Raw genomic sequence first — 22,450 nt, 5'->3', positions numbered from 1 at the left:
TTAGCCCTGCTGGTACAATGCGAAGGCGGCTTCGCCACCGGCGTCTTCATGCACGATGGCCATCAATCCACGGACGACGGCGCTCGGGTTTGCATGCTGGTAAATGTTGCGCCCATAGACCATGCCCACAGCACCCTGTCGCATCAAGGCCGCCGACTTGTCGAACACGGCACGCAGGTCCTCCTTGCCGCCGCCGCGCACCAGAACCGGGCAGCGCGCCGCCTCCACCACGCGGTGGAAGTCTTCCGCATTGGTCGTGGGATCGGCCTTGACGATATCGGCGCCCATCTCACGGGCGAGCCTCGTCAGCGTCACGATCTTTTCCGCATCGCCGTCGACCATGTAGCCACCGCGCTCGGTGACCGGCTGCATCACCAGCGGTTCGATCATCAGCGGCATTCCGTATTTTTCGCAATCGGCGCGCACGCGGGAAATGTTGGCGACGCACTGGCGGAACAGATCCGGCTCGTCCGGCAGCATGAACAGGTTGACGACCACGCAGGCAGCATCCATCTCCAGCGCGCCGATCAGCGGTTCCGCCTCGTTCTGCAGCACCGCCCACATGTCACGGTGACGAATGCGGTTATAGGGGTTGCCCATGTCGATGCGCATGACCAAGGCAGGTTTGTCCTTGCCGGGAATATCCTGCAGCAGATCGGCCTGACCATAATTCATCTGGATGGCATCGGGCCCGGCATCGACCAGGGCCTTGACCACAGATTCCATGTTTTCAAGACCGTCGAGGAAGGACGGCTCGTTGCAGACGCCATGGTCGATGGCCACGTCCAGGCAGCGCCCCGCGCCAAAAAGGCGGTTCATCCGGACCTTGCGGTTGTTTCGCATAATGCACTCCTTTGTTCGTTCCGTGCGGAAAGCATGTCTTCGTCGACGCCGTGGCGTTCGAGGAGAAGGGTGAGAAAACGGACGCGTTCTTGCGCCTGACGCGCAGCGGACCAATGTTTTTCCGCCGCCAGCAAAGCGAGCACGGCATCCGTCATGTCGAGCGAAAGCTCGCCGGTGATTGCCAGCGTCGTGCGGCGAAGCAGGAGGTCGTCGAGGTGCTCCACCTTCTCGCTGCGGATGAGGAGCTGGATTTCGCGTGCCGAATAATCAGCATGCGGAAGCGGCGCGTCAGGTGCTGCTGCCGTAAAGGCCGCGATGCGCTCGGCGTCCGTTCCATAGCGCTCGAACAGCGTGGCGACCCTCGCCGATGAAAGGCCCGTAGCGACCGCAACCCGCGCGATCCAGGCATCGCGATCCGCGGGAAAATCCCGGCCGCCGCCTATCGCCCGATCGGACGTTACCACCCGACGCGGTCGAGCCAGCCGTTCAAGCACGAGATCGGCCGCCAGTTCGCCGAAGGAACGGAAGGTCGTCCATTTGCCGCCGATCATGCACAGCACCGGCGGCCCGGCATCGGCAGTCTCGACGAAAGTGCAATAGTGATCGCGCGGAATCCGGCCGGTAAAACTGTCCTTGCTCGCCGGCAGCGGCCGGACACCGGAAAACTGGAAGACGATCTCTTCGGTTCTGACCTTGAGCGTCGGCAGGACGAAGGCGAGCGACTGCAGGATATAGTCCCTTTCCGCGGTCTCGCAGCGCACGGTTTCCGGATCGTCGACGCGAATATCGGTGGAGCCGACCAGAACCTTGCCGAGATAGGGAAACAGGATGCAGATGCGCCCGTCCTCGTTCTCGTAGTAGATCATGTGGCCATCGAGCGCGCGTGTCAGATCGTCGTTATCGATGATCAGATGCGAACCCTTGGTTCCGCCCATCAACGGTGCCGGACGAGCAGGTTCGGAAAACAGGCTCTGGTTGGCGATATCGATCCAGCCGCCGGTGGCGTTGACGATCAGGCCCGGCTCGATCGAAATCTCCGTGCCGGCGATATTGTCCCTGACGGCATAGCGTCCCGGAGCGGTCAGCTTGAGTTCGGCATAATTGACGGCGCGTGCGTGGGTACCGGCCGACAGCCCGTCCTCTAGCAGCTCGACGCCGAGCCGCTCGGGTTGACTGACCCAGGCGTCATAATAGGTCGCGGAATTCTTGATCGCCGGGTTGAGCGCCGGCCATCGGCCGAGCGTCGAGCGCCGGCCGCGAAACTCGTGACGGGGCATCAGGGCGCGCTTGCGCGTCAGGAAGTCGTAGATCGCCAGGCCCGCCTTGATCACGACTGCGCCGCGGCGGCTCGGCCTGCGGGAAAGCCCGAGGAACCGGACGGCGCCGTTGGCGATACCGGAGAAAACATCAAAGACGGGAACCGTCGTCGGCAGCGGACCGACATAGTGCGGCGCGTTGCGCAGCAACCGGTCGCGTTCGACGAGCGATTCCCGCACCAGGCTGAATTCGCCGTTTTCGAGATACCGAAGCCCGCCATGAACCATGCGCGACAGCGCGGCGCTGGCACCGGAACAGAAATCGTGTTTCTCCACGAGCATGACATTGACGCCCTGCAGCGCCAGCTCGCGAAAGACGCTGAGGCCGTTGATGCCGCCGCCGAGGACGCAGACGTCCACCTTCGGGCTCTGGCGGAGCCCGTCAAAAATCTCTTCTCGGTTCATGATGGCGGTCCGTTACCTATCCATGTGAGCGAGCTTCGCCGCTATCGCTTCGTCGATCGCCGCGAGGTCCCGGCCGTCGAGCCGGAGTGTCCCCGCCCGGGCGTTGTCGAGCGCCTGAGCCGGATTGCGCGCGCCGCACAAAGCAAACGTCACGCCGGGCTGTGCGAGCGTCCAGGCAATGACCGTCTGCGCGATACTGGCCGCATGCTTTTCAGCGATGGGGCGTATCGCCTCGGCAAAGGCCGTCGCCTTTTCGCGATTACCGACAGAGAAGCGCGGGTTGTCGCGGCGCTGATCGTCGCCAGAGAACACGCGGTCCGGGCCGACGGTGCCGGAGAGCAAGCCCAAAGCCAGCGAGGAATAGCTCAGCGTCGCGACGCCGTTTTTCGTCGTCAGCGGCAGCAGTTCTGCCTCGATCTCGCGATCGATCATGCTGAAGCGCTCCTGGATCGCATCGAGGCGGCCGGTGGCGATATAGGCGTCGAGCTCGGTCCGGTCGACGTTGCTGGCGCCGATCGCCCGGATCTTGCCGGCATTCTTCAGGTCTTCGAGCGCCCGTACCGTCTCCTCGATCGGCGTGGTCGGATCCTGCCAATGGGTGATGTAGAGATCGATATAGTCGGTCCCGAGCCGCTTGAGGCTCTCTTCCACCTCGTGAACGATGGCGTCTCGGCCGAGATAGCGATGAACCGGCTTGCCGTCCTGATCGAAGAAATGCCGGCCTTTCGTCGTGTGCCAGACGAGGCCGCATTTGGTGGCGATCACCGCCTTGTCGCGGCGGCCGGCAAGCGCCTTGCCGACGATTTCTTCCGAGCGCCCGAGGCCATAGGCGGGCGCCGTGTCGATCAGGGTCACGCCGGCATCGAGCGAGGCCTGGATCGCGGCGATCGACGAGCCCTCGTCCGTTCCGCCCCACATCCAGCCACCGATCGCCCAGGTGCCGAGCCCGACGGCGGATGCCTTGACACCGGAGCGGCCGATCTCGCGCGTCAACTGTTCATTGCTCATGCCGAAAGTCCCTTTTCGCTTGCCATGGCAAGGATGCGCTCGCCAGTCGCCTCGTCGGTCACGAGTGTATCGAGATGCCTGCCGCGCAGGACGCTGAGAATGGGTCCGGCCTTGTTCGGCCCGCTCGCGACCCCGATCTTGGTCGGGATTGACGCGAACTCGTCGAGCGTCAGCGAGACGAGCGAGCGGTTGAGGCTGTAGTCGCAGATCCGACCCTCATCGTCGAGCAGGTGCGCCAGCAGTTCGCAGCTTGCGCCCGACCGCTCGATCGCGGCGCGATCGGTGCTCGAAGACGGGTGCAGGTCGTAGTAGCTCGAATCGTCGGAAAGGATCGAACCGATGCCGACGATAGCCACCTTGGCTTCCCTGGCGCGTTTGAAGACGTCGGCCACCGAGCGCATGTTGATCAGCATGGCGCGCTCCGCCGCACTATCGGCAAAGAGCGGCGCATGGATCTGATAGGACCTGCCGCCAAGCCGATCCGCCATCAGCGTCGAGACATGGTTGACGTCGGTATAGTGCTTGCCCTGCACGCAACCCGTCGCCGGGATCACCTCGATGTCGAGGCGCCGCGACGGATGGAGGCCGGCAACGACGGCGCTGACGCCCTTGCCGCCGGTGATGCAGATGGTGTCGCCGTCGGCGATTTCTTCCATCAGCAGCCGGGCTGCGGCTTCACCCACCGCCTGTAGCGCCGTCTGCTGGTTATCGGAGACCGTCGGAACGACGACCGCGCGAGTGATACCGCCAAGCGCCAGCAATTGCTCTTCCATATCGACGAGCGGTTCGATCGGCGACTTGATCTTGATTTCGACGAGGCCGAGCTGACGCCCACGCTTGATCAGGCGGTTGACCGTTGGCTGGGAAATGCCGAGCCGGTCGGCAATCTGCGACTGGGTCAGACCTTCGAGGAAGTGCAGCACCAGAGCCTGGTGCATCTGCCGGGCGACGACGAGTTCCTCGCGTGCGCTGGGGATGATGTTCTGATTGGGATTGGCGATCGGCATGGTCAGATGGCCTTCCGCTTATGCAGGAAATGATCGATGGAGACAGCGGCGAGCAGAATGCAGCCCTTGATCATATCCTGCCAATAGACGGAGACGTCGAGCAGGATCAATGAACTGGTGACCACCGACAACAGCGCGATACCGAGGATGGCGCCGAGGATCGTACCCGATCCGCCATTGAGCGACGCCCCGCCGATGACGGCAGCCGCAATGATGTTGAGCTCCATACCGACGCCGAAGGTGGGCGTGGCGGCGCCGAAGCGCGACATGTAGATGACGCCGGCGACACCGGCGAGCGTCGAGCAGAGCACCGTCACCCAGAACTTCACCTGCTTGGTCTTGATGCCGGAATAGAGCGCGGCCTTCTCGTTGCTGCCGGTATAGAAGACCTTGCGAAACGCGGTCGCCCGGCGCAGCAGAAAGTCGAACAGGATGACGACGGCGACGAAGATCAGGATGACATAGGGGATGCCATTGAACGTCCCCTGGCCGACCGCCTTGAACGATGCGGGCAGGGTGAACAGCGAGAGCGGCGTGCCCTTGGTGATGACGAGGCAGAGCCCGCGCACGATCACCATTGCCGCAAGCGAGGTGATGAAGTGGTTGAGCCCGACCACGGTGACGAAGAAGCCCATGATGGCGCCGATAAGGCTGCTTGCGAGGATGCCGAAGAGCGAGGCCGTCCAGGGATCAACGCCGGCGAGGAACAGTGAGCCGGCAAGCACCATGGCGAAGCAGACGACCGAGCCGACCGCCAGGTCGATGCCGCCGACGATCAACAGGATCGTCATGCCGACGACGACGATGCCCTCGACCGAGAAACTCATCAGCATCGCGCGCATGTTGCCGAAGGTGAGGAAGTGCGGCGAGGCGAAGCTCATGATGATGCCGAGCGCAAGAATGATGGCGATCAGCCCTGCCTCGCGCATCGTGCCGATCCGCCGCCAGGCCGGAACCCGCACCTGCGTTGTAACCACCGTGTCGACTGCCATTTCCGCCTCCCCATTCACTCTGCTTGTCTCAGGCAACATGCTCGGCCGCCTTGGTTATTTGTGATGCGCCATGCTGCCCGACCCCGGATGCGAGGCGGATCACCGCCTCTTCCGACATCTCGGCCTCGCCGAGTTCTCCGGCAATGCCGCCTTCGCGAACGACGAGCACCCGGTCGCATAGCCCCAGAAGTTCGGGCAGTTCCGACGAGATGACGACGATGCCGATGCCCGAGCGCGCGAGATCGCGCAGCAGGCGGTGAATTTCCGATTTGGCGCCGACGTCGATGCCGCGCGTCGGTTCGTCCATGAGAATGACCTTCGGCCGGACGGCGAGCTGTTTGGCGATGGCGACCTTCTGCTGGTTGCCGCCCGAGAGCGATGATACTGGCATGGCGATGCCGCCCATTCGCACGCCGAGCCGCCGGGTGAAATCGCGGGCGAGGTCCGCCTCCGCCTTCGCATTCATCAAACCGAGCGGCCCGGTCAGCGTCTTCAGATCCAGCACCGAGATGTTCTGGGCGATCGACATGTCGACGAAGACTCCGGACCCCTTGCGGTCCTCCGAGAGATAGACGATGCCGGCATCAACAGCGTTTCTGTAGTTGCCGATCGCCTGCTTCTTGCCGTGCAGCAGCACGTCGCCGCGCACCTTCCGGCGCAGGCCGCAGATCGCCTCGGCGATCTCGGTGCGGCCCGAGCCGATCAGCCCGCCGATCCCGAGAATTTCGCCCTTGCGCAGCTCGAAGCCGACATCATCGATGCGCTCGCCGTCGCCAAGGCCGCGAACCGACAGGATGACGTCGCCGGACTGTTCGCCCGGTGCCTGCTTCGGCGGATAGAGTTGGGTGATCTCGCGACCGACCATGCGGCGAACGACGTCATCGGGCGTCACGTCCGCTATGCGCTCGGTCGAGACATGCCGACCGTCGCGAAAGACGGTGACGCGGTCGCACAGGCTGAAGATCTCGGCCATGCGGTGGCTGATATAGATGATGGAAATGCCCGCAGCCTTCAGGTCGCGGATGATGCCGAAAAGCGCCTGCGCCTCGGCCTCCGTCAGCGCTGCCGTCGGCTCATCGAGGATCAGCACCCGGCAATCGAGCGTCAGCGCCTTGGCGATCTCGACCAGCTGCTGGCTGGAAATTGTAAGATCGGCGACCTTTCGGCGCACATCGATCGGCGCCAACCGGTTCATAACCACCTGCGCATCACGGACAAGGGACGCATAGTTCATCAGCGGCGAACGCCGCCGGTTGGTTGCCGCCATGAACATGTTTTCCGCCACCGTCGCGTCCGGGCAGAGCGCGATCTCCTGGTGGACGAGACCGATGCCGAGCGACTGGGCTGCGGCCGGCGAGGAAATCTTCGTCGGCGTGCCGTCGACGAGGATTTCGCCCTCGTTCGGCTGCAGCACGCCGGCGATGATGTTCATGAGGGTGGATTTGCCGGCGCCATTCTCGCCGCAAAGCGCATGGATCTCGCCCTTTTCCAGGTTGAAATCCACATTGGTCAGCGCCTTCACAGCCCCGAAGTGCTTGGTGACGTTGCGGACCTGAAGGACCGGCTGCGATATCATCGCCTTCTCCACTCTTACTCGTTCGACCGGCTATCCGGACACCCCGGATAGCCATGTCAAAGCTTCTTACTCGTCAATGCCCTTGGTGCCGCGGCGCTTCAGGTACTTGTCCCAGTAGAAGTCGTCCGCATTGGCGGCGGTGACGATGGAGAGACCGTTGTCGACGAAGGGGATGCTCATCGGGTTGAAGCCGGAACGCTTGGCGTCGTTCATCGGGTCGATGAGCTCGGGGTGCTTGGCAAGCCACAGCAGCATGAAGCCCATATAGCCCTGCATGCCCTGGTTCGGGTTGATCGAGCCGAACACTTCACCGGCCTTGATCATGTCGAGGATGTTGGCATTGACGTCGGCGCACATCACGAGAACCTTGCCACCGCTTTCCTTGCTCGCCTGCGCAGCACCGATCGCCGAGTTGGCTTCCGGCATGAAGACTGCGCCGAGGTTAGGATTGGCCTGGATCAGGCTCATCAGGCCCTGATAGGCCTTGTTCGGATCCTGGTTGGACGCGGCGCGTCCGACGAGTTTCATATCAGGCCACTTTTCAGCCATGCGGCCGACGAAGGCGGCGATCCGCTTGTCGTGGTTGTCCTGGCCGGGGTTTTCCAGAACGGCATATTCGCCCTTGCCGCCCATCTTCTCGGCGATCGCATCAGCGGCGTAGACGCCTTCGCGGGTGTTGTCCGAGGTGATGAACGAGATGCGCTTGGAGAGCGGCGAGTCGGCGGCAAAGGTGACGACCGCCGTGCCCTGGTCGATCGCGCGGTTGATCGGCTCGATGAACGGATCCGAGTTCATCGGATGGACAAGGATGCCAGCCGGGTTCTGCGCCAGCGCCTGATCGAACGTGGCGATCTGCTTGTTGACGTCGTATTCCGGGGTGCCGGTATATTCGGTCTCGCAGCCGAACTGCTGGCCGGCCTGCTTGAACATTTCATAGACCGGGAACCAGTATTCGACGCCCGATACCATCACGTTCATGACGTATTTTTCGCCGGGTTCGCAGCGAAACGGGTTAGCCGTCTCCGCGCTGGCGGGGCCAGCCAGAAACGTCGTTGCAATGACCGCCAGTGCGGTCGTGCTCAAAAAAGTGCGCACGCGTCCTCCTTGAGGCCGAAGCCCCTCCCAAAACCAATGGTGCCGTCAGAAATGACCGCTGATGTGTGAGTTTGCCGGAACTCCTCCTCGACTTCCGACTGTCGTGATTAAAACGACGCCCAAGGCTTCTGTCAATATAATTCACGCCATGAATAATAATTCATGGCTGGCTGTGTTTTGCCACCGCCTGTCGGCCTCACTCACTCGCCCATCGCCGCTGCAAGCGACGCGTTCGACGCGGCGGCTTCGGCAATGATCCACTCGCGAAACGCCTGGATCTTCTTTTGCCGACGATGACTTTGCGGATAGACCAGCCAATAGGCCCGACCGTCCCTGACCACATGGTTGAACGGTCGGATGAGTTTCCCGCTGCGAAGCTCCTCGATCAGAAAGGTCGAGACGACCATGGCAATGCCATGGTCGAGCAATGTGGTGGCCACATCCATCGCCTGGACGTCGAAGATCAGCTCGGTGCCATTGCTTGCCGGCGGCTCCACGCCGGTTTCGACCATCCAGCGCCGCCACCAGCTTGCATTACCGAAGCGCCTCACCTTGAGAACGTCGGAAGGATGCTTGAGCTGGTGTTTTTCAAGGAATGTCGGCGTGCAGACCGGCAGGTATTCGATCGGGAAAAGCGGAAACGCGTCATGGCCCGGCCAGTCGCCGTTGCCGCTGCGCACCACGAGGTCGATCGCATCGCGCTTGAAGTCGATCAGCTCGGTCGACATGTGCACGCGAATGCTGATGTTCGGATGGGCCGCCTGGAACGAGGCGAGCCTTGAGCCGAGCCAGCTTGAGACCACGGTCGGAAGCACCGAGATGTGCAGGTGATGTTCGGTCTTGTCGGCGATCTCTGAGAAGGCCGTGCCCAAAAGGTCGAGCGCCTCGGTCACCCTCGGCGCGAGCTGCCGTCCGGCGGCCGTCAATCGCACTTCGCGCGGCAGACTGACGAAGAGCGGCGTGCCCGTGCGGTCTTCCAGTAGCCGGATCTGATAGCTGACGGCCGCTTGGGTCATGCCGAGCTCCTGCGCCGCACGGGTAAAGCTCAAGTGCCGGGCGGCGGCCTCGAAGGCGCGCACCGCGCTCATGGGGGGAATCTTGCTCATCCGCTGAGATAAGCATTCTTTATGGCAGCATGCGAGAAACTGCTTTGCGCGAAACCACCAAAATCCTCAATTTTCTCGCGAACACATCACCGCAGAAATGAAAGGGTTAGCAATGCTTAGCGCACTGCGATCGATCATCCGCCATGCCCGGACACTGGCCAGGAGAGCTGCCGACGTCACGACAACCATCGATACATTCAGCGAATTCCAGCTTAGAGACATTGGCCTGACGCGTGACAATGAGCGCATTCTGGCGCGCGCCGGCGACATTGCCGTTCCGTGGCAGCGCGTAACAGATCCCGATCCCGGCAACGCTCCGTCGCCCCTGGTAACGGATGACGGCGTGGTTCCAGTGCAGACAACGTGTCGTGATGCCATGCCGCGACCTGCCACTGTGAACGGCCTACGATCGCAGATGAGTGAAAATAAAGACATATACATTTCTTTATACGATTGACCTGCCCGCCTTTGCAGGGCATTGTCGAGCAATCGTGGTTCTGCGGCTCGTCTCACGACGGGTCGGAGCTAAGAGGGAATTCGGTGCGGCGCCGCAAGGCGCCTATGCCGGAGCTGCCCCCGCAACTGTAAGCGGCGAGCGGCCGTCCAATGATGTCACTGAGGGAGACGCCTCGGGAAGACGGGACGGTTCGTGTTGACCCGCAAGCCAGGAGACCTGCCGCGATAGATAACGTCCACGGGCGGGGTGTCCGATGTGTCGCCTTTGACGATCGAGCCTATCTCGGTCGTGGATGCGTCGCATTCAAAGCCTTGCCCACAACCTTCGGGGTAAGGAAATGACCATCAAGACAGCCAATCTCGGCTTTCCACGTATTGGCAGCCATCGTGAACTGAAGTTCGCGCTGGAGCGCTATTGGGCCGGCAAGATCGACAGACAGGACCTGCTCGACGTCGCCGCCAAGCTGCGGGCGGAAAACTGGGCCGCGCAAAAGGCGCGCGGAATCCAGATCATTCCATCGAACGACTTCTCGCTTTACGATCAGGTTCTCGACACATCCGTGCTCGTCGGCGCCGTGCCGCCGGCCTATGGTTGGAAGGGTGGTCCGGCCGATCTCGACATCTATTTCGCCATGGCACGCGGTTCGACGACTGCGACCTGTGCATCCGGTGCGCATGGTGGGCCTGACAGCGGCAACCAGGCGCTGGAGATGACCAAGTGGTTCGACACCAACTACCACTACATGGTTCCGGAATTCACGGAGGATCAGCGTTTCGAGCTGACGCGAAATGCGCCGCTTGAAGCCTTCCTGGAAGCCAAGACGCTCGGGCATGCCACCCGCCCTGTCGTCCTTGGCCCGGTCACCTTCCTGAAGCTCGGCAAGGCGCATGCCGGCGGGTTCGACACGATCGATCTGCTCGAGCGGCTGTTGCCTGTTTATGTGAAGTTGCTGAGCGAGCTTGCGGAAGCCGGCGTCGAATGGGTGCAGATCGACGAGCCCTGCCTGGTGCTCGATCTCAACGAGCGGGAACGCCGGGCGCTGGCGCTGACCTACCAGACGTTCGCCTCAGAGATCCCGCAGCTGAAAATCATGCTGGCGACCTATTTCGGCGCGATCGGTGACAACCTGCCGACGGCCCTTTCGCTGCCGGTTGCCGGGCTGCATGTCGATCTGGTGCGTGCACCACAGCAGCTCGACCTCCTGCTTCAATCGGCTCCGGCGCAGCTAGTATTGTCGCTTGGCGTCGTCGATGGCCGCAATGTGTGGCGGACCGATCTTGCCGGTCTCTTCCGCCGGCTGCAGCCGTTGATCGAGGCGCATGGCCGCGACCGTATCGAGCTTGCACCGTCGTGCTCCCTGTTGCACGTGCCAATCGACCTCGATCTCGAAAAGGCGCTCGATCCGGAGCTCGTCTCCTGGCTTGCCTTCGCCCTGCAGAAACTGGACGAGCTCAGCCTGCTTGCCCGCGCCTTCGAGCCCGGTCTTGCCAATCCCGAGCAGGTCTTTGCAAGGTCGATCGCAGCCGCCGAGGCGCGGCTGACCTCGCTCAAGGTCCACGACCCGCTGGTTGCCGGACGCCTTAAGAACCTGACGGCAGCGGACAGCCGCCGCCAATCGGGCTTTGCGACACGTCGGCGGCTGCAGGAGGAAAGGCTGGCACTGCCGCTCTTCCCGACGACGACGATCGGCTCCTTCCCGCAGACACCCGAAGTGCGCCAGGCACGATCGCTGCATGCCAAGGGCGAGCTCAGCTATGTCGACTACCTCGCCTATCTGCGTCAGGAAACCGAGAAGGCCGTGCGCTGGCAGGAGGAGATCGGTATCGAGGTGCTGGTGCACGGCGAGTTCGAACGCAACGACATGGTGCAGTATTTCGGCGAGCAGCTTTCCGGCTATGCCTTCACCCAAAGCGGCTGGGTGCAGAGCTACGGCTCGCGCTATGTCCGCCCGCCAATCATCTTCGGCGATGTCTCGCGGCCGAACCCGATGACGGTGGATTGGGCAACCTATGCGCAGTCGCTGACGGACAGGCCGATGAAGGGCATGCTCACCGGCCCGGTGACGATGCTGCAATGGTCGTTCGTGCGCGACGACCTGCCCCGGTCGATCGTATGCCGTCAGATCGCGCTGGCGCTGCGCGACGAGGTGACGGACCTGGAAGCGGCCGGCATCGCCGTGATCCAGATCGACGAACCGGCGTTGCGCGAAGGGCTTCCCCTTAGGCAGGCCGATCGAAAGGCCTATCTCGACTGGGCTGTGGAGTGCTTCCGCATCAGCGCCTCGGGCGTCGGTGACGAAACCCAGATCCACACCCACATGTGCTACTCGGAGTTCAACGACATCATGGCAGCGATCGCGGCGATGGATGCCGATGTCATCTCCATCGAGACCTCGCGCTCGAAGATGGAACTGCTCGGTGCCTTTACCGATCAGGCCTATCCGAACGAGATCGGCCCCGGGGTCTACGACATCCACTCGCCGCGGGTGCCCTCGGTCGACGAGATGGTGCATTTGATCGAAAAGGCGACCGATGGCCTGACGCCGGCGCAGATCTGGGTCAATCCGGATTGCGGCCTGAAGACACGGCGGTGGGAGGAAGTGCGCCCGGCACTCGTCAACATGGTGCAGGCGGCACAAACGCTGCGGCAGTCCTTCACTGCCGGCCGGCGAGAGGCCGCAAACGCATGATGGGCGATAGCAATATCGAGACGGCGTCGGGGGAAACCCCGGCGCCTGCCACCTTGATCGACATCGTCTTTCCCGGCGACACCAATCACCATGGCACGCTCTTTGGCGGTGCGGGCCTGGCGCTTATGGACCGGATTGCCTTCATCGTCGCGACGCGCCACGGCCGCGTTCCCTTCGTCACCGCCTCCTGCGATCGTGTCGATTTCCGCGCCCCTGCCCGCATCGGCCACATCGTCAGCTTCACCGGTCGCCCGACTCGGGTCGGGCGGCGTTCGATCGTGGTCGAAGTCGATATGAGCGCGGAGGATCTAACCGCAGGCACCCGCGATCTCTGCACCCGCGGACAGTTCACAATGGTCGCGATGCCCGAGGGCAAGGACATCGGCTGGACGTTGCCTTTACTCGGCAGCGTCATGATCGGCCCGACAAAAGACGATGCCGTGCGCATGGTCGACATCGTCTTTCCCGATCAGGCCAACGGCTTCGGCGCCATGTTCGGCGGCGACGCGCTCGCGCAGATGACCAAGGCGGCCTTCGTTGCGGCGACACGGGCGAGCCGCAAGACAATGGTGCTCGCCTCCTGCCAGCGCATCGATTTCAAGCATCGGATCAAAGTTGGCTCGGTCATCGAGCTTGTCGCCCAAATCGTGCGCACCGGACGGAGCTCTACGACGGTCGAGGTCGAGTTGTGGTCGGTGGATTTGTTGGCGGCCGAACGGAGACTGACTGCCCGTGGTGCCTTCATCATGGTGGCTGTCGACCGGGACAATCGTCCGGTTCCCGCCTTCGCGGCCTGACCATTTCTGCAAGGGGAGCCGTCGACGACGGCTCTCCATCCACAGGTTTCTTTGGAAGCTCGCCTTTACTCCCCGTTATCCACACCTGAAAAAATATTGTCGGCTCCGCCGATCAGCTCGGCATCGAACCTATTGACGTGATTTCCCACCCATATACTATATCTAGTGTTCGAGGTTCTTCCGATTCGCAAGGATTGGGAGCGAAGATGGGAATACGGTGCGTCGTAGCGATTTCGCTTGGCTAAGCCGTGGCTGCCCCCGCAACTGTAAACGGCGAGCGACTGTCCAGCATTCGGCCACTGAAGCATGAGGCTTCGGGAAGGTCCGGCCAGAAGCACCGACCCGTGAGCCAGGAGACCTGCCTCGATCGATAAACGTCCACGGGCGGGGTGTCCGGAGGAGTCAGAGGAGTAATTGAGGCAGGATGAACCCTGCCTGATTGTCTCGACGTCTCCCGGAAGCACCGTCTTCAACTTCGGGGTGAAGTCATGTCCGCGTCATCGAATTCCTATCATTCGCCAATGAAGAGGCGCGGAAACCCGCGCATCTGACGAACAGGTGCGCTCGATCGTTTCGATCCGAGCAAGCCGCAATCATGCCAGCCCTGCATTGCCGGATCGCGTTCGCGTGTCCGTTTGCCTTTTCATGTCCAGATCCAGCCGACCCAACGAGGAAGAAATGAACGTCACCGTCTACAGCAAGCCCGCCTGCGTCCAATGCACCGCCACATACCGCGCGCTCGACCGCCAGGGCGTCGCATACGAGGTGATCGACATCTCGATCGACGAGGACGCGCTCCAGACGGTCAAGGGCCTCGGCTACATGCAGCTTCCCGTCGTCGTTGCCGGTCCGGAACATTGGGCAGGCTTCCGCCCCGACAAGATCAGCGCCCTCTCCTGAAGGAGGTGCGGCGCGATGGGGCTGCTCGTCTATTTTTCCACCCGCTCGGAAAACACCCATCGCTTCGTCGGCAAGCTCGGCCTGCGCGCCAGACGCATTCCCGTCAGCACGGCTGACACGCCGCTCGACGTTCGCGAACCCTATGTGCTCGTCGTGCCGACCTATTGCGGTGACGACGGCCGGGGCGCCGTGCCCAAACAGGTGATCCGCTTCTTGAACGATGCGGACAACCGCTCCCACATCCGCGGCGTTATTGCCGCGGGCAACAGCAATTTCGGCGCGACCTACGGGATCGCCGGTGACGTGATCTCGGCCAAGTGCCAGGTGCCCTATCTCTACCGGTTCGAACTCTTGGGAACCGACGAGGACGTCGCCAATGTCAAAAACGGGATGGAACGATTTTGGACGTCTCAACACTCGAACGCCCTTTGAAGGCGACGGAAGCGGCGCTCGATTACCACGCGCTGAACGCGATGCTGAACCTCTATGACGAGGACGGCCGGATACAGCTCGACAAGGACCGGCTGGCGGCCAAGCAGTACTTCCTGCAGCACGTCAACCAGAACACCGTATTCTTCCATAACCTGCGCGAGAAGCTCGACTACCTCGTGGTCGAAGGCTACTACGAGCAGGAGGTTCTCGACCAGTATTCGTTCAACTTCGTGCGCGACCTGTTCGACCATGCCTATGACAAGAAGTTCCGTTTCCCGACCTTCCTCGGCGCCTTCAAGTACTACACCAGCTACACGCTGAAGACCTTCGACGGAAAGCGCTACCTCGAGCGCTACGAGGACCGGGTCTGCATGGTGGCGCTGACGCTTTCGCGCGGCGACGAAGCGCTGGCGCGCGACATGGTCGACGAAATCATCTCCGGCCGCTTCCAGCCGGCGACTCCGACCTTCCTCAACGCCGGCAAGAAACAGCGCGGCGAGCTCGTCTCCTGCTTCCTGCTGAGGGTCGAGGACAACATGGAGAGCATCGCGCGCGGCATCAATTCTGCGCTGCAGCTGTCGAAGCGCGGCGGCGGCGTCGCCTTGTCGCTCACCAACATCCGCGAGGCTGGCGCGCCGATCAAGCAGATCGAAAACCAGTCTTCGGGCATCATTCCTGTGATGAAGCTGCTGGAGGATTCGTTCTCCTACGCCAACCAGCTCGGCGCCCGTCAGGGCGCAGGTGCCGTTTATCTCAACGCCCACCACCCGGACATCATGCGTTTTCTCGATACCAAGCGCGAGAACGCCGACGAGAAGATCCGGATCAAGACGCTGTCGCTCGGCGTCGTCGTTCCCGATATCACCTTCGAACTCGCCAAGAACAACGAGGACATGTACCTGTTCTCGCCCTATGACGTGGAGCGCGTCTATGGCGTTGCCTTCACCGACATCTCGGTCACCGAAAAATACCGGGAGATGGTCGCCGACAGCCGGATCCGCAAGAAGAAGATCAAGGCGCGCGAGTTCTTCCAGGTGCTGGCGGAAATCCAGTTCGAGTCCGGCTATCCCTACATCATGTTCGAAGACACGGTGAACCGCGCCAACCCGATCGCCGGCCGCATCACCATGAGCAACCTCTGCTCGGAAATCCTCCAGGTCAGCGAAGCCAGCGAGTACAATGACGACCTGTCCTACAAGCATATGGGCAAGGACATTTCCTGCAATCTCGGTTCGCTGAACATTGCAGCGGCGATGGACAGTGCCGATTTCGGCAAGACGATCGAGACGTCGATCCGGGCGCTGACGGCGGTCTCCGACATGAGCCACATCTCTTCGGTTCCCTCCGTCGAGAAGGGCAACGACGATAGCCATGCGATCGGCCTTGGCCAGATGAACCTGCACGGCTATCTGGCCCGCGAACGGGTCTATTACGGCTCGGACGAAGGCATCGATTTCACCAATATCTACTTCTACACCGTGACCTACCACGCCATCCGCTCCTCGAACCGGATCGCCGTCGAACGCGGAACGAGCTTCAAGGGTTTCGAGCACTCGAAATACGCCTCTGGCGAGTATTTCGACAAATACACCGAACAGGAATGGCAGCCGGCGACAGAGCGGGTGCGCGAACTCTTCGAAACCGCAGGCATCGATATCCCGACGGAGGAAGACTGGCTGGCGCTGAAGAAGGCCGTGATGACCTCGGGCCTCTATAACCAGAACCTGCAGGCCGTGCCGCCGACCGGCTCGATCTCCTACATCAACCACTCGACCTCCTCGATCCATCCGATCGTCTCGAAGATCGAGATCCGCAAGGAAGGCAAGATCGGCCGCGTCTATTACCCCGCCGCCTTCATGACCAACGACAATCTCGACTACTACCAGGACGCCTACGAGATCGGTCCGGAAAAGATCATCGACACCTATGCGGCCGCGACCCAGCATGTCGACCAGGGCCTGTCATTGACCCTGTTTTTCAAGGATACGGCGACGACCCGCGACATCAACCGGGCGCAGATCCATGCCTGGAAGAAGGGCATCAAGACGATCTACTACATCCGCCTTCGTCAGATGGCCCTGTCCGGCACGGAAGTGCAGGGCTGCGTCTCCTGCGCACTGTGATACCCCGGGGAACACGATGAACATCCAAGTGAAGACCAAGACGCCCAAGGGCTCGCAGGCCGTGCGCGCCATCAACTGGAACCGGATCGAGGACGACAAGGACCTCGAAGTCTGGAACCGGCTCACCGGCAATTTCTGGCTGCCGGAAAAGGTGCCGCTCTCGAACGACATTCCCTCCTGGGCGGCGTTGCGGCCGGAAGAGCAGCAGCTGACGATCCGCGTGTTCACCGGCCTGACCCTGCTCGACACGATCCAGACAAGCATCGGCGCACCGACCCTGATGGCGGATTCGATCACGCCGCATGAGGAAGCGGTCTATTCCAACATCTCCTTCATGGAAGCGGTGCACGCGCGCTCCTACTCCTCGATCTTTTCGACGCTCTGCTCGACGCCTGACGTCGACGACGCCTATCGCTGGTCGGAAGAAAACGAGCATCTCCAGAAGAAGTCGGCGCTCATTCTCGAGCACTATCGCACCGCGGATCCGTTGAAACGCAAGATCGCCAGCGTCTTCCTCGAGAGCTTCCTGTTTTACTCCGGCTTCTATCTGCCGATGTACTGGTCGAGCCGCGCCAAGCTGACCAACACCGCCGACATGATCCGCCTCATCATCCGCGACGAAGCGGTGCACGGCTACTACATCGGCTACAAATTCCAGAAGGGCCTCGAGCGGTTGAGCGACGAGCGCCGGCAGGAGATCAAGGATTTCGCCTTCGACCTGCTGCTCGAACTCTACGACAACGAAGCGAAGTATACGGAGTCGCTTTACGACAGCGTCGGGCTGACCGAGGACGTGAAGAAGTTCCTGCACTACAATGCCAACAAGGCACTGATGAACCTCGGCTATGAGGCGCTGTTCCCGGCCGATGCCTGCAAGGTCAATCCGGCAATCCTGTCGGCGCTGTCACCGAACGCCGACGAAAACCACGACTTCTTCTCCGGCTCCGGCTCCTCCTATGTCATCGGCAAGGCGGTCGCGACCGAGGACGAAGACTGGGATTTCTGACGGGCATTTTGTAGTCGCCCGCAGGCTCAACCCAGGCACATGACAGTACGGCCGGTGAAGACAAGAAGGTCTTCACCGGCCGTACTGTTTCCGTTGCGACGCGAGGTGGTGTTACTCCGCCGGCACCACGCGGCTGCGGCCAATGGTTGCCTGCGTGAGCAGGAACGCGCTGACTGCGCAGATGGCAATGCCGGCGGCCATCGGAAGGGCGGTTCCGTCGAAAAAGACGGCGGCAACGATCATGGCAACAGCCGCCGTGACGAAATGCAGCGTGCCCATCAGCGCCGATGCCGTACCGGCAATCTCGCCGTGATCCTCGAGCGCCAGCACCGCGGAGGTCGGAATGACCAGACCGAGGGCGCCGTAGCCGACGAACAGGAATGCGGCCATGACCGGCAGCTGATTGAAGCCGAGGCTCATGACGATGAACATGCCGGCCATGGTCAAGGCAAAGCCGGCGACGGCAAGCTGCATGACACGAACGAGGCCGAAACGATCACCCAGCCAACCGGTCGCCTGCGATACGGCAAAGAACGACACCGCGTTGATCGAGAAGGCGAAGCTATATTGCGTCGGTGTCAGGCCGTAGTGATCGATCAGCACGAAGGGCGAATTGGCGAGATAGACGAGGAAGCTCGAAATGCCGAGGCCGCCGATGAAGGTGAGCGTCAGGAAGTTCCGGTCGCTCAGAAGCAGCCGGTAGGCGGCGATTGCGCTGCCGAAATTGCTGTCGGCCCTGTCCTTCTTCGGCCGCGTCTCGGCGAGCTGCGTCGACAGCAGGATCAAACCGATGAAGGCTGCGATCATCACCGCGTAGAACACGCCGCGCCAGCCGTAGAACTCGATGACGGCGCTGCCCGTCAGCGGCGCCAGGATCGGCGAGATGCTGAACACCAGCATCAACAGCGACATCAGGCGTGCCGCCTGAACGCCGGTGTGCATGTCGCGAACGATGGCGCGTGGGATGACCATGCCGGCCGCGCCGCCGATGCCTTGTAGGAAGCGGAAGGCGATGAGGGTTTCGATATCGGTCGCCAGCGCACAGCCGATGCTGGCGAGCGCGAACAGGCCAATGCCGAGATAGAGCGGCGCCTTGCGACCCCACATATCCGACAGGGGGCCATAGACGAGCTGAAAAATTGCAAAGGAAATGAAGAAGGCGAGCAGGCTGAGCTGCACGACACCGGTCTCTGCGCCGAGATCCTTGCCGATCGACGGCAGCGCGGGGAGATACATGTCGATCGCGAAGGGCCCGATCGCTGAAATCAGACCGAGGACTATGGCAGTGCGTAGAAAGGACGCCGTCATGGTGATGATCTTTCAGAGGTCGCGAAACGAACGGGGATGCGCGCCTGCATTCGTTGCCGCCGGGATTGAAACTGGAATGAGCCGGTCGTGCCAGGATCGAACGTCTGGGAGACGCATCCTGCGCTGACCTACATAGTCCATAAATTTGGACACACGTGTAAAACTAGACACTATTGTCCAAACGGTCAACATGTCCTATCGTCGGATCATGAAAATACGACAAGCCGCCTTGCCGACCGCCGGCGGCCCCACCCAGAAAGGTCAATGCGCCAAACGCGTCTCGATCCTCGACGCGGCCGCCGAGGTCTTCTGCCGCGAGGGCTTTTCCGGCGCCAGCATTGACGAGATCGCTGCGGCAGCCTGTGTTTCCAGGCAGACGGTCTACAATCACTACCGGGAAAAAGAGACGCTGTTCATGGCGGTGGTACAGGACATCCTGGACCGCACCAACGCGGCGCTGTTCTCGATCCTCGCGACCTTTCCGCAGCGGGCCGACAATCTCGAAGACGACCTCACCGCCTTTGCAGTCCGCCTCAACCGGAACTGCATCTGCAATCAGGACGGCAAGTTTATCCAGAAGCTGGTGGAGACCGAGGGCGAGCGCTACCCCGAACTGATCAGGATCTGGCGCGAACAGGGACCGGGCAAGATCGACGCAGCACTCTCGGCGCTGTTTGCCCGGCTTGCCCACGCAGCCTCGCTCGAGATCGACGATCTCGACCTTGCCGCGCGGCAGTTCATGGCGCTGATCAAGGCGGACATGCAGATAACAGGCCCTTTCGGCGAAGCGCCAACGGAAGAGCAGTTGCAGACCTCTGCCCGCAATGCCGTCAAGACCTTCCTGCGGGCCTATGGCCGGGTCAAAACCGAACAAGCCTCGCGAAAGGCCGGGCGCTTCGGCCAACCGGCTTGAGCCATCGGGTCGCCCCGGCGGTCCTCATTCCCGCGACGTCAACGGCAAAGCACCTTCCCGCAAAGGGCGTCGCGCCGGTCTTGGCTGTCGTCTAGCCGGTGATCTGGAAGCCCTGCACGGGATCGGGCAAGGCCACCGGTTCGGTCTCGACGCTAACGACAGAGGCGTCGGCCGGCCCCATCCAGAGCCGCTCGACCATGTTTGCGAGGGCGGCATCGGAACCGACGATCATCGCCGCCACCGATCCGTCGCGCTCGTTGCGCACCCAGCCGGTCACGCCGAGGCGCTCCGCCTCGCGGCGGGTCCAGATGCGGAAGCTGACGCCCTGAACTCTTCCGCTGACACGAACCAGCATCGCCTTGCGCTCTCTGACCATGATCGCACCTGTTCTCGCTACGAAAGAGAAACTGGAGCGAAGACGGACAAAGGCAAGCCACCCGATGTTGTAAAGGCATGTCGCGCCAGACCGTTTGCGCATCAGGCAGAGTTTCGGAAACGCTCTATCTCTTTGTTTTGACGCATTTCCTGGAAATCCGCTTCGCAGTTTTCCTCCAAATGGCCTATGGCGCCGCCACCGAAATGCGGCCCTTCATATTGGGATGAAAGCGGCAGTAATAATCCACCTGCCCCACTTCCCGCACGACCAGACTTGCGGTCTCCTTGGCCGGGATCAGGACTTCCCAGCCGCCCTTCACGGTCGCGGTATGGACGAGGATGTCCTTGTTGACCCACTCGATTGTGTCACCCACCCTTGCCTCGATCTGTGCGGGGACAAAGTCCATTTTTTCAATCGTCACGCGGATTGTTTCTGCCCGCACATCGGCGACGCCATTGCCGAGCAGAAGCCCGGCAATGGCGATGAGGTAAAATCTGGATCGCATGGCTGCGGCCTATTTCAGCGATGCGGCAACATGTTCGGCATGCTGCTGGTGGCCCTGAAAAATCTTCAAGCCGGTCTCAAGCAGTGCCTTGAGCTCTGGATTGCTGGCCGATGGAATGAGCAGGGTCTCCAGCGCTCCGTTCACCTGTTTGTGGTAGGCGACCTCATTGTCGACATAGGCCTTGTCGAAGCTCGCACCGTCGAGCTTGGCAAGCTTGGCGCGTTCGTCGTCAGCCGCTTTCGAGAGCGCCTTGCTGGTATCGTTGTCCTCTGGTGTCACCTTGAGCTTCTTGACGAGGTCGAGCGCCTGCGTGTTCACCGTTTCATGGTCGCGCACCATATCCTCGGCAAACGAAACGACGTCCTTGTTGCCGGACTTCGAAATCGCAAGCTTGGCATTTTCCACATCGATCACTCCGGCCGTGTAGGCGATGTGGGCGATCTGTGGATCCGTCGGCTTGTCCGCTGCCTGTGCCGGGCTGACAAGACCGAGCAGGCAAAGCGTCACAAGCGCAGTCATTGGCCGAATGTTCATGGTAACCTCCTCGTTCCGCGCTGGGCGCGGAACCTGTTGCATTTGACATCCATTGGATGCCGCCTGCCCGCAAAGGTTCCCGCAGATCAGATGGCCCAGATCAGATGGAAAGACCAAGCCGCTCCATGACGGCAGCGGTCAATCGCGCGCAGCGCCGCCCGGCAAAGGGGAAGGCATCCAGCAAGACCGGACCGATCTGTTTATGCAGCTGCTTGCGCACCAGCTGCCGCGCGCGATGCAACCGTGTCTTGACCGTCTCGGGACGCAAGCCAAGCAGATCGGCCGTTTCCTCCACGCTCAGCCCCTCGATCACCCGCGCGACGAAAACCGTTCTGTAGATATCGGGCAGATTGTCGGTCGCCTGCTCGACGAGTTGCAGGATCTGCCGCTGCGCCATCGTGCGTTCGGGATCGTCGGCGCCTGCCGGCAGGGGGAACTGGATGATCGTCGCATCATGCGCATCGCCGATCGAGCCCAGCACGTCAGCTTTGCGGCGCCCCCGGCGCAGCCGGCCGAGCGCCTCGTTGATGACGATGCGTGACAGCCAGGTTCCGAGCGACGATTCGCCACGAAAATTGCCAAGATGCGCGAAGGCCAGCACATAGGCTTCCTGCACGATGTCTTCCGCTTCGCTGTCGTTTCGAATGACGCCTCGGGCAATGCGATAGAGGCGCTGGTTGTAAACCTGCATGATCGTCAGGAAGGCTTGCCCGTCACCGGCGATCGCCCTTTGCGCCAGCGCAACATCCGCGGTCGGGTCCGTGATCGCAAGCGCGCTTGTTCGAGTGTCTGCCATAACCGAGCCTCCGCAGCATTAGATGCACGGTTCCGCCAAAAGGTTCCCGACATTTTTTCCAGTTGGAGGCAACGTACTCTCCGCGCCCAAGCCTTTTTCGGGAAGGCGGTTGCGCCCTTGTAGCAGGTCTTGGCTTGACCTTGACCTCGACCGTCCGATTCCTTCCGGACTACCCAGACGAGAAGCTTATACTTTTTCGCGCTACATAGTTATATTTTCATCGCGTATTTTTCAAAGTTGACGTGCGGAAACTTTTATGGTTTTTA

21 protein-coding genes and 2 riboswitches are annotated in these 22,450 nt (G+C 61.7%); of the genes, 8 read left to right on the top strand and 13 right to left on the bottom strand.

Annotated features, from left to right (window positions below; translation table 11 throughout):
• The 8 genes from ABIE33_RS13890 to ABIE33_RS13855 form a co-directional block, all read right to left on the bottom strand.
• Entirely contained in the window at nt 1-843 is an 843-nt protein-coding gene (locus tag ABIE33_RS13890; protein WP_429125808.1) for a class I fructose-bisphosphate aldolase, read from the bottom strand.
• Nucleotides 816-2,564, bottom strand: coding sequence for a glycerol-3-phosphate dehydrogenase/oxidase (locus tag ABIE33_RS13885; RefSeq protein ID WP_429125806.1), 1,749 nt, complete (start codon nt 2,562-2,564; stop codon nt 816-818). The genes ABIE33_RS13890 and ABIE33_RS13885 overlap by 28 nt, the downstream gene beginning before the upstream one ends.
• 12 nt (nt 2,565-2,576) lie before the next feature.
• Nucleotides 2,577-3,572 carry an aldo/keto reductase gene (locus ABIE33_RS13880; RefSeq protein WP_429125804.1) on the bottom strand — a complete coding sequence of 332 codons (996 nt, stop codon included), beginning with the start codon at nt 3,570-3,572 and terminating at the stop codon, nt 2,577-2,579.
• A complete protein-coding gene (locus ABIE33_RS13875; RefSeq protein ID WP_429125802.1) occupies nt 3,569-4,579 on the bottom strand; it encodes a sugar-binding transcriptional regulator in 1,011 nt (336 codons plus the stop codon). Before ABIE33_RS13875 ends, ABIE33_RS13880 begins: the two co-directional genes overlap by 4 nt.
• Before the next feature lie 2 nt (nt 4,580-4,581).
• Nucleotides 4,582-5,571, bottom strand: a complete 990-nt coding sequence (locus ABIE33_RS13870) for an ABC transporter permease (RefSeq protein WP_429125800.1) — start codon at nt 5,569-5,571, stop codon at nt 4,582-4,584.
• Between the two features lie 28 nt (nt 5,572-5,599).
• Nucleotides 5,600-7,147 (bottom strand): sugar ABC transporter ATP-binding protein, encoded by a 1,548-nt coding sequence (locus tag ABIE33_RS13865; protein ID WP_429125798.1) that lies wholly within the window; start codon nt 7,145-7,147, stop codon nt 5,600-5,602.
• 66 nt (nt 7,148-7,213) lie between these two features.
• On the bottom strand, nt 7,214-8,242 hold the full coding sequence (locus ABIE33_RS13860) for a substrate-binding domain-containing protein (protein ID WP_065786056.1): 1,029 nt from the start codon (nt 8,240-8,242) through the stop codon (nt 7,214-7,216).
• 200 nt (nt 8,243-8,442) lie between these two features.
• Entirely contained in the window at nt 8,443-9,330 is an 888-nt protein-coding gene (locus tag ABIE33_RS13855) for a LysR substrate-binding domain-containing protein (RefSeq protein ID WP_429125796.1), read from the bottom strand.
• Nucleotides 9,331-9,460: 130 nt separating this feature from the next.
• On the opposite strand from ABIE33_RS13855, the gene ABIE33_RS13850 reads away from it, so the two are divergent.
• The 7 genes from ABIE33_RS13850 to nrdF all read left to right on the top strand — a co-directional run bounded on the left by ABIE33_RS13850 (nt 9,461) and on the right by nrdF (nt 17,752).
• Nucleotides 9,461-9,805 (top strand): hypothetical protein, encoded by a 345-nt coding sequence (locus tag ABIE33_RS13850; RefSeq protein WP_429125794.1) that lies wholly within the window; start codon nt 9,461-9,463, stop codon nt 9,803-9,805.
• An 18-nt stretch (nt 9,806-9,823) separates the two neighbouring features.
• Nucleotides 9,824-10,043, top strand: a riboswitch (cobalamin riboswitch).
• A gap of 99 nt (nt 10,044-10,142) precedes the next feature.
• Nucleotides 10,143-12,494 carry a 5-methyltetrahydropteroyltriglutamate--homocysteine S-methyltransferase gene (gene metE / locus ABIE33_RS13845; RefSeq protein ID WP_429125793.1) on the top strand — a complete coding sequence of 784 codons (2,352 nt, stop codon included), beginning with the start codon at nt 10,143-10,145 and terminating at the stop codon, nt 12,492-12,494.
• Entirely contained in the window at nt 12,494-13,291 is a 798-nt protein-coding gene (locus ABIE33_RS13840; protein ID WP_429125791.1) for an acyl-CoA thioesterase, read from the top strand. The genes metE and ABIE33_RS13840 overlap by 1 nt, the downstream gene beginning before the upstream one ends.
• A 155-nt stretch (nt 13,292-13,446) precedes the next feature.
• Nucleotides 13,447-13,671, top strand: a riboswitch (cobalamin riboswitch).
• Between the two features lie 298 nt (nt 13,672-13,969).
• Nucleotides 13,970-14,191: a glutaredoxin-like protein NrdH gene (gene nrdH / locus ABIE33_RS13835; RefSeq protein WP_429125789.1), complete on the top strand. Its 222-nt coding sequence runs from the start codon at nt 13,970-13,972 to the stop codon at nt 14,189-14,191.
• 15 nt (nt 14,192-14,206) lie between these two features.
• Nucleotides 14,207-14,623, top strand: a complete 417-nt coding sequence (gene nrdI, locus ABIE33_RS13830) for a class Ib ribonucleoside-diphosphate reductase assembly flavoprotein NrdI (RefSeq protein ID WP_429125788.1) — start codon at nt 14,207-14,209, stop codon at nt 14,621-14,623.
• Nucleotides 14,593-16,746 (top strand): class 1b ribonucleoside-diphosphate reductase subunit alpha, encoded by a 2,154-nt coding sequence (nrdE, locus tag ABIE33_RS13825; RefSeq protein WP_429125786.1) that lies wholly within the window; start codon nt 14,593-14,595, stop codon nt 16,744-16,746. Before nrdI ends, nrdE begins: the two co-directional genes overlap by 31 nt.
• Nucleotides 16,747-16,762: 16 nt before the next feature.
• Nucleotides 16,763-17,752, top strand: coding sequence for a class 1b ribonucleoside-diphosphate reductase subunit beta (gene nrdF, locus ABIE33_RS13820; RefSeq protein ID WP_429125784.1), 990 nt, complete (start codon nt 16,763-16,765; stop codon nt 17,750-17,752).
• A 111-nt stretch (nt 17,753-17,863) separates the two neighbouring features.
• Here the strand turns inward: nrdF and ABIE33_RS13815 are convergent, their stop codons facing one another.
• On the bottom strand, nt 17,864-19,060 hold the full coding sequence (locus tag ABIE33_RS13815) for a multidrug effflux MFS transporter (protein ID WP_429125782.1): 1,197 nt from the start codon (nt 19,058-19,060) through the stop codon (nt 17,864-17,866).
• Nucleotides 19,061-19,268: 208 nt separating this feature from the next.
• Between ABIE33_RS13815 and ABIE33_RS13810 the strand changes: the two genes are divergently transcribed.
• Nucleotides 19,269-19,973 (top strand): TetR/AcrR family transcriptional regulator, encoded by a 705-nt coding sequence (locus tag ABIE33_RS13810; protein ID WP_429125780.1) that lies wholly within the window; start codon nt 19,269-19,271, stop codon nt 19,971-19,973.
• Between the two features lie 91 nt (nt 19,974-20,064).
• Here ABIE33_RS13810 and ABIE33_RS13805 read toward each other — a convergent pair whose 3' ends face one another.
• From ABIE33_RS13805 to ABIE33_RS13790, 4 genes are all read right to left on the bottom strand, one after another.
• Nucleotides 20,065-20,349, bottom strand: coding sequence for an acylphosphatase (locus tag ABIE33_RS13805; protein WP_429125778.1), 285 nt, complete (start codon nt 20,347-20,349; stop codon nt 20,065-20,067).
• A gap of 184 nt (nt 20,350-20,533) precedes the next feature.
• Nucleotides 20,534-20,854, bottom strand: coding sequence for a cupredoxin domain-containing protein (locus ABIE33_RS13800; protein ID WP_429125776.1), 321 nt, complete (start codon nt 20,852-20,854; stop codon nt 20,534-20,536).
• Nucleotides 20,855-20,863: 9 nt separating this feature from the next.
• Nucleotides 20,864-21,388 carry a DUF4142 domain-containing protein gene (locus ABIE33_RS13795; RefSeq protein WP_429125774.1) on the bottom strand — a complete coding sequence of 175 codons (525 nt, stop codon included), beginning with the start codon at nt 21,386-21,388 and terminating at the stop codon, nt 20,864-20,866.
• Between the two features lie 100 nt (nt 21,389-21,488).
• Complete coding sequence (locus tag ABIE33_RS13790) at nt 21,489-22,184, bottom strand: RNA polymerase sigma factor (RefSeq protein WP_429125772.1); 696 nt, start codon at nt 22,182-22,184, stop codon at nt 21,489-21,491.
• Nucleotides 22,185-22,450 lie beyond the last annotated feature (266 nt).

The organism is Ensifer sp. 4252 (assembly GCF_050434565.1).
Lineage (GTDB): Bacteria > Pseudomonadota > Alphaproteobacteria > Rhizobiales > Rhizobiaceae > Ensifer.
The sequence above is the reverse complement of the archived record's forward strand: the minus strand, read 5'-3'. Positions and strand labels throughout refer to the sequence as shown.

Excerpts from the sequence above, each read along its gene's own strand:
- ABIE33_RS13855 (WP_429125796.1), bottom strand. The coding sequence starts at position 9,330 with ATGAGCGCGGTGCGCGCCTTCGAGGCCGCCGCCCGGCACTTGAGCTTT.
- ABIE33_RS13890 (WP_429125808.1), bottom strand. The coding sequence starts at position 843 with ATGCGAAACAACCGCAAGGTCCGGATGAACCGCCTTTTTGGCGCGGGG.
- ABIE33_RS13870 (WP_429125800.1), bottom strand. The coding sequence starts at position 5,571 with ATGGCAGTCGACACGGTGGTTACAACGCAGGTGCGGGTTCCGGCCTGG.
- ABIE33_RS13840 (WP_429125791.1), top strand. The coding sequence starts at position 12,494 with ATGGGCGATAGCAATATCGAGACGGCGTCGGGGGAAACCCCGGCGCCT.
- nrdF (WP_429125784.1), top strand. The coding sequence starts at position 16,763 with ATGAACATCCAAGTGAAGACCAAGACGCCCAAGGGCTCGCAGGCCGTG.
- ABIE33_RS13795 (WP_429125774.1), bottom strand. The coding sequence starts at position 21,388 with ATGAACATTCGGCCAATGACTGCGCTTGTGACGCTTTGCCTGCTCGGT.
- ABIE33_RS13865 (WP_429125798.1), bottom strand. The coding sequence starts at position 7,147 with ATGATATCGCAGCCGGTCCTTCAGGTCCGCAACGTCACCAAGCACTTC.
- ABIE33_RS13810 (WP_429125780.1), top strand. The coding sequence starts at position 19,269 with ATGAAAATACGACAAGCCGCCTTGCCGACCGCCGGCGGCCCCACCCAG.
- ABIE33_RS13885 (WP_429125806.1), bottom strand. The coding sequence starts at position 2,564 with ATGAACCGAGAAGAGATTTTTGACGGGCTCCGCCAGAGCCCGAAGGTG.
- ABIE33_RS13850 (WP_429125794.1), top strand. The coding sequence starts at position 9,461 with ATGCTTAGCGCACTGCGATCGATCATCCGCCATGCCCGGACACTGGCC.
- nrdH (WP_429125789.1), top strand. The coding sequence starts at position 13,970 with ATGAACGTCACCGTCTACAGCAAGCCCGCCTGCGTCCAATGCACCGCC.
- nrdI (WP_429125788.1), top strand. The coding sequence starts at position 14,207 with ATGGGGCTGCTCGTCTATTTTTCCACCCGCTCGGAAAACACCCATCGC.
- metE (WP_429125793.1), top strand. The coding sequence starts at position 10,143 with ATGACCATCAAGACAGCCAATCTCGGCTTTCCACGTATTGGCAGCCAT.
- ABIE33_RS13880 (WP_429125804.1), bottom strand. The coding sequence starts at position 3,572 with ATGAGCAATGAACAGTTGACGCGCGAGATCGGCCGCTCCGGTGTCAAG.
- ABIE33_RS13815 (WP_429125782.1), bottom strand. The coding sequence starts at position 19,060 with ATGACGGCGTCCTTTCTACGCACTGCCATAGTCCTCGGTCTGATTTCA.
- ABIE33_RS13875 (WP_429125802.1), bottom strand. The coding sequence starts at position 4,579 with ATGCCGATCGCCAATCCCAATCAGAACATCATCCCCAGCGCACGCGAG.
- ABIE33_RS13790 (WP_429125772.1), bottom strand. The coding sequence starts at position 22,184 with ATGGCAGACACTCGAACAAGCGCGCTTGCGATCACGGACCCGACCGCG.
- ABIE33_RS13805 (WP_429125778.1), bottom strand. The coding sequence starts at position 20,349 with ATGGTCAGAGAGCGCAAGGCGATGCTGGTTCGTGTCAGCGGAAGAGTT.
- ABIE33_RS13800 (WP_429125776.1), bottom strand. The coding sequence starts at position 20,854 with ATGCGATCCAGATTTTACCTCATCGCCATTGCCGGGCTTCTGCTCGGC.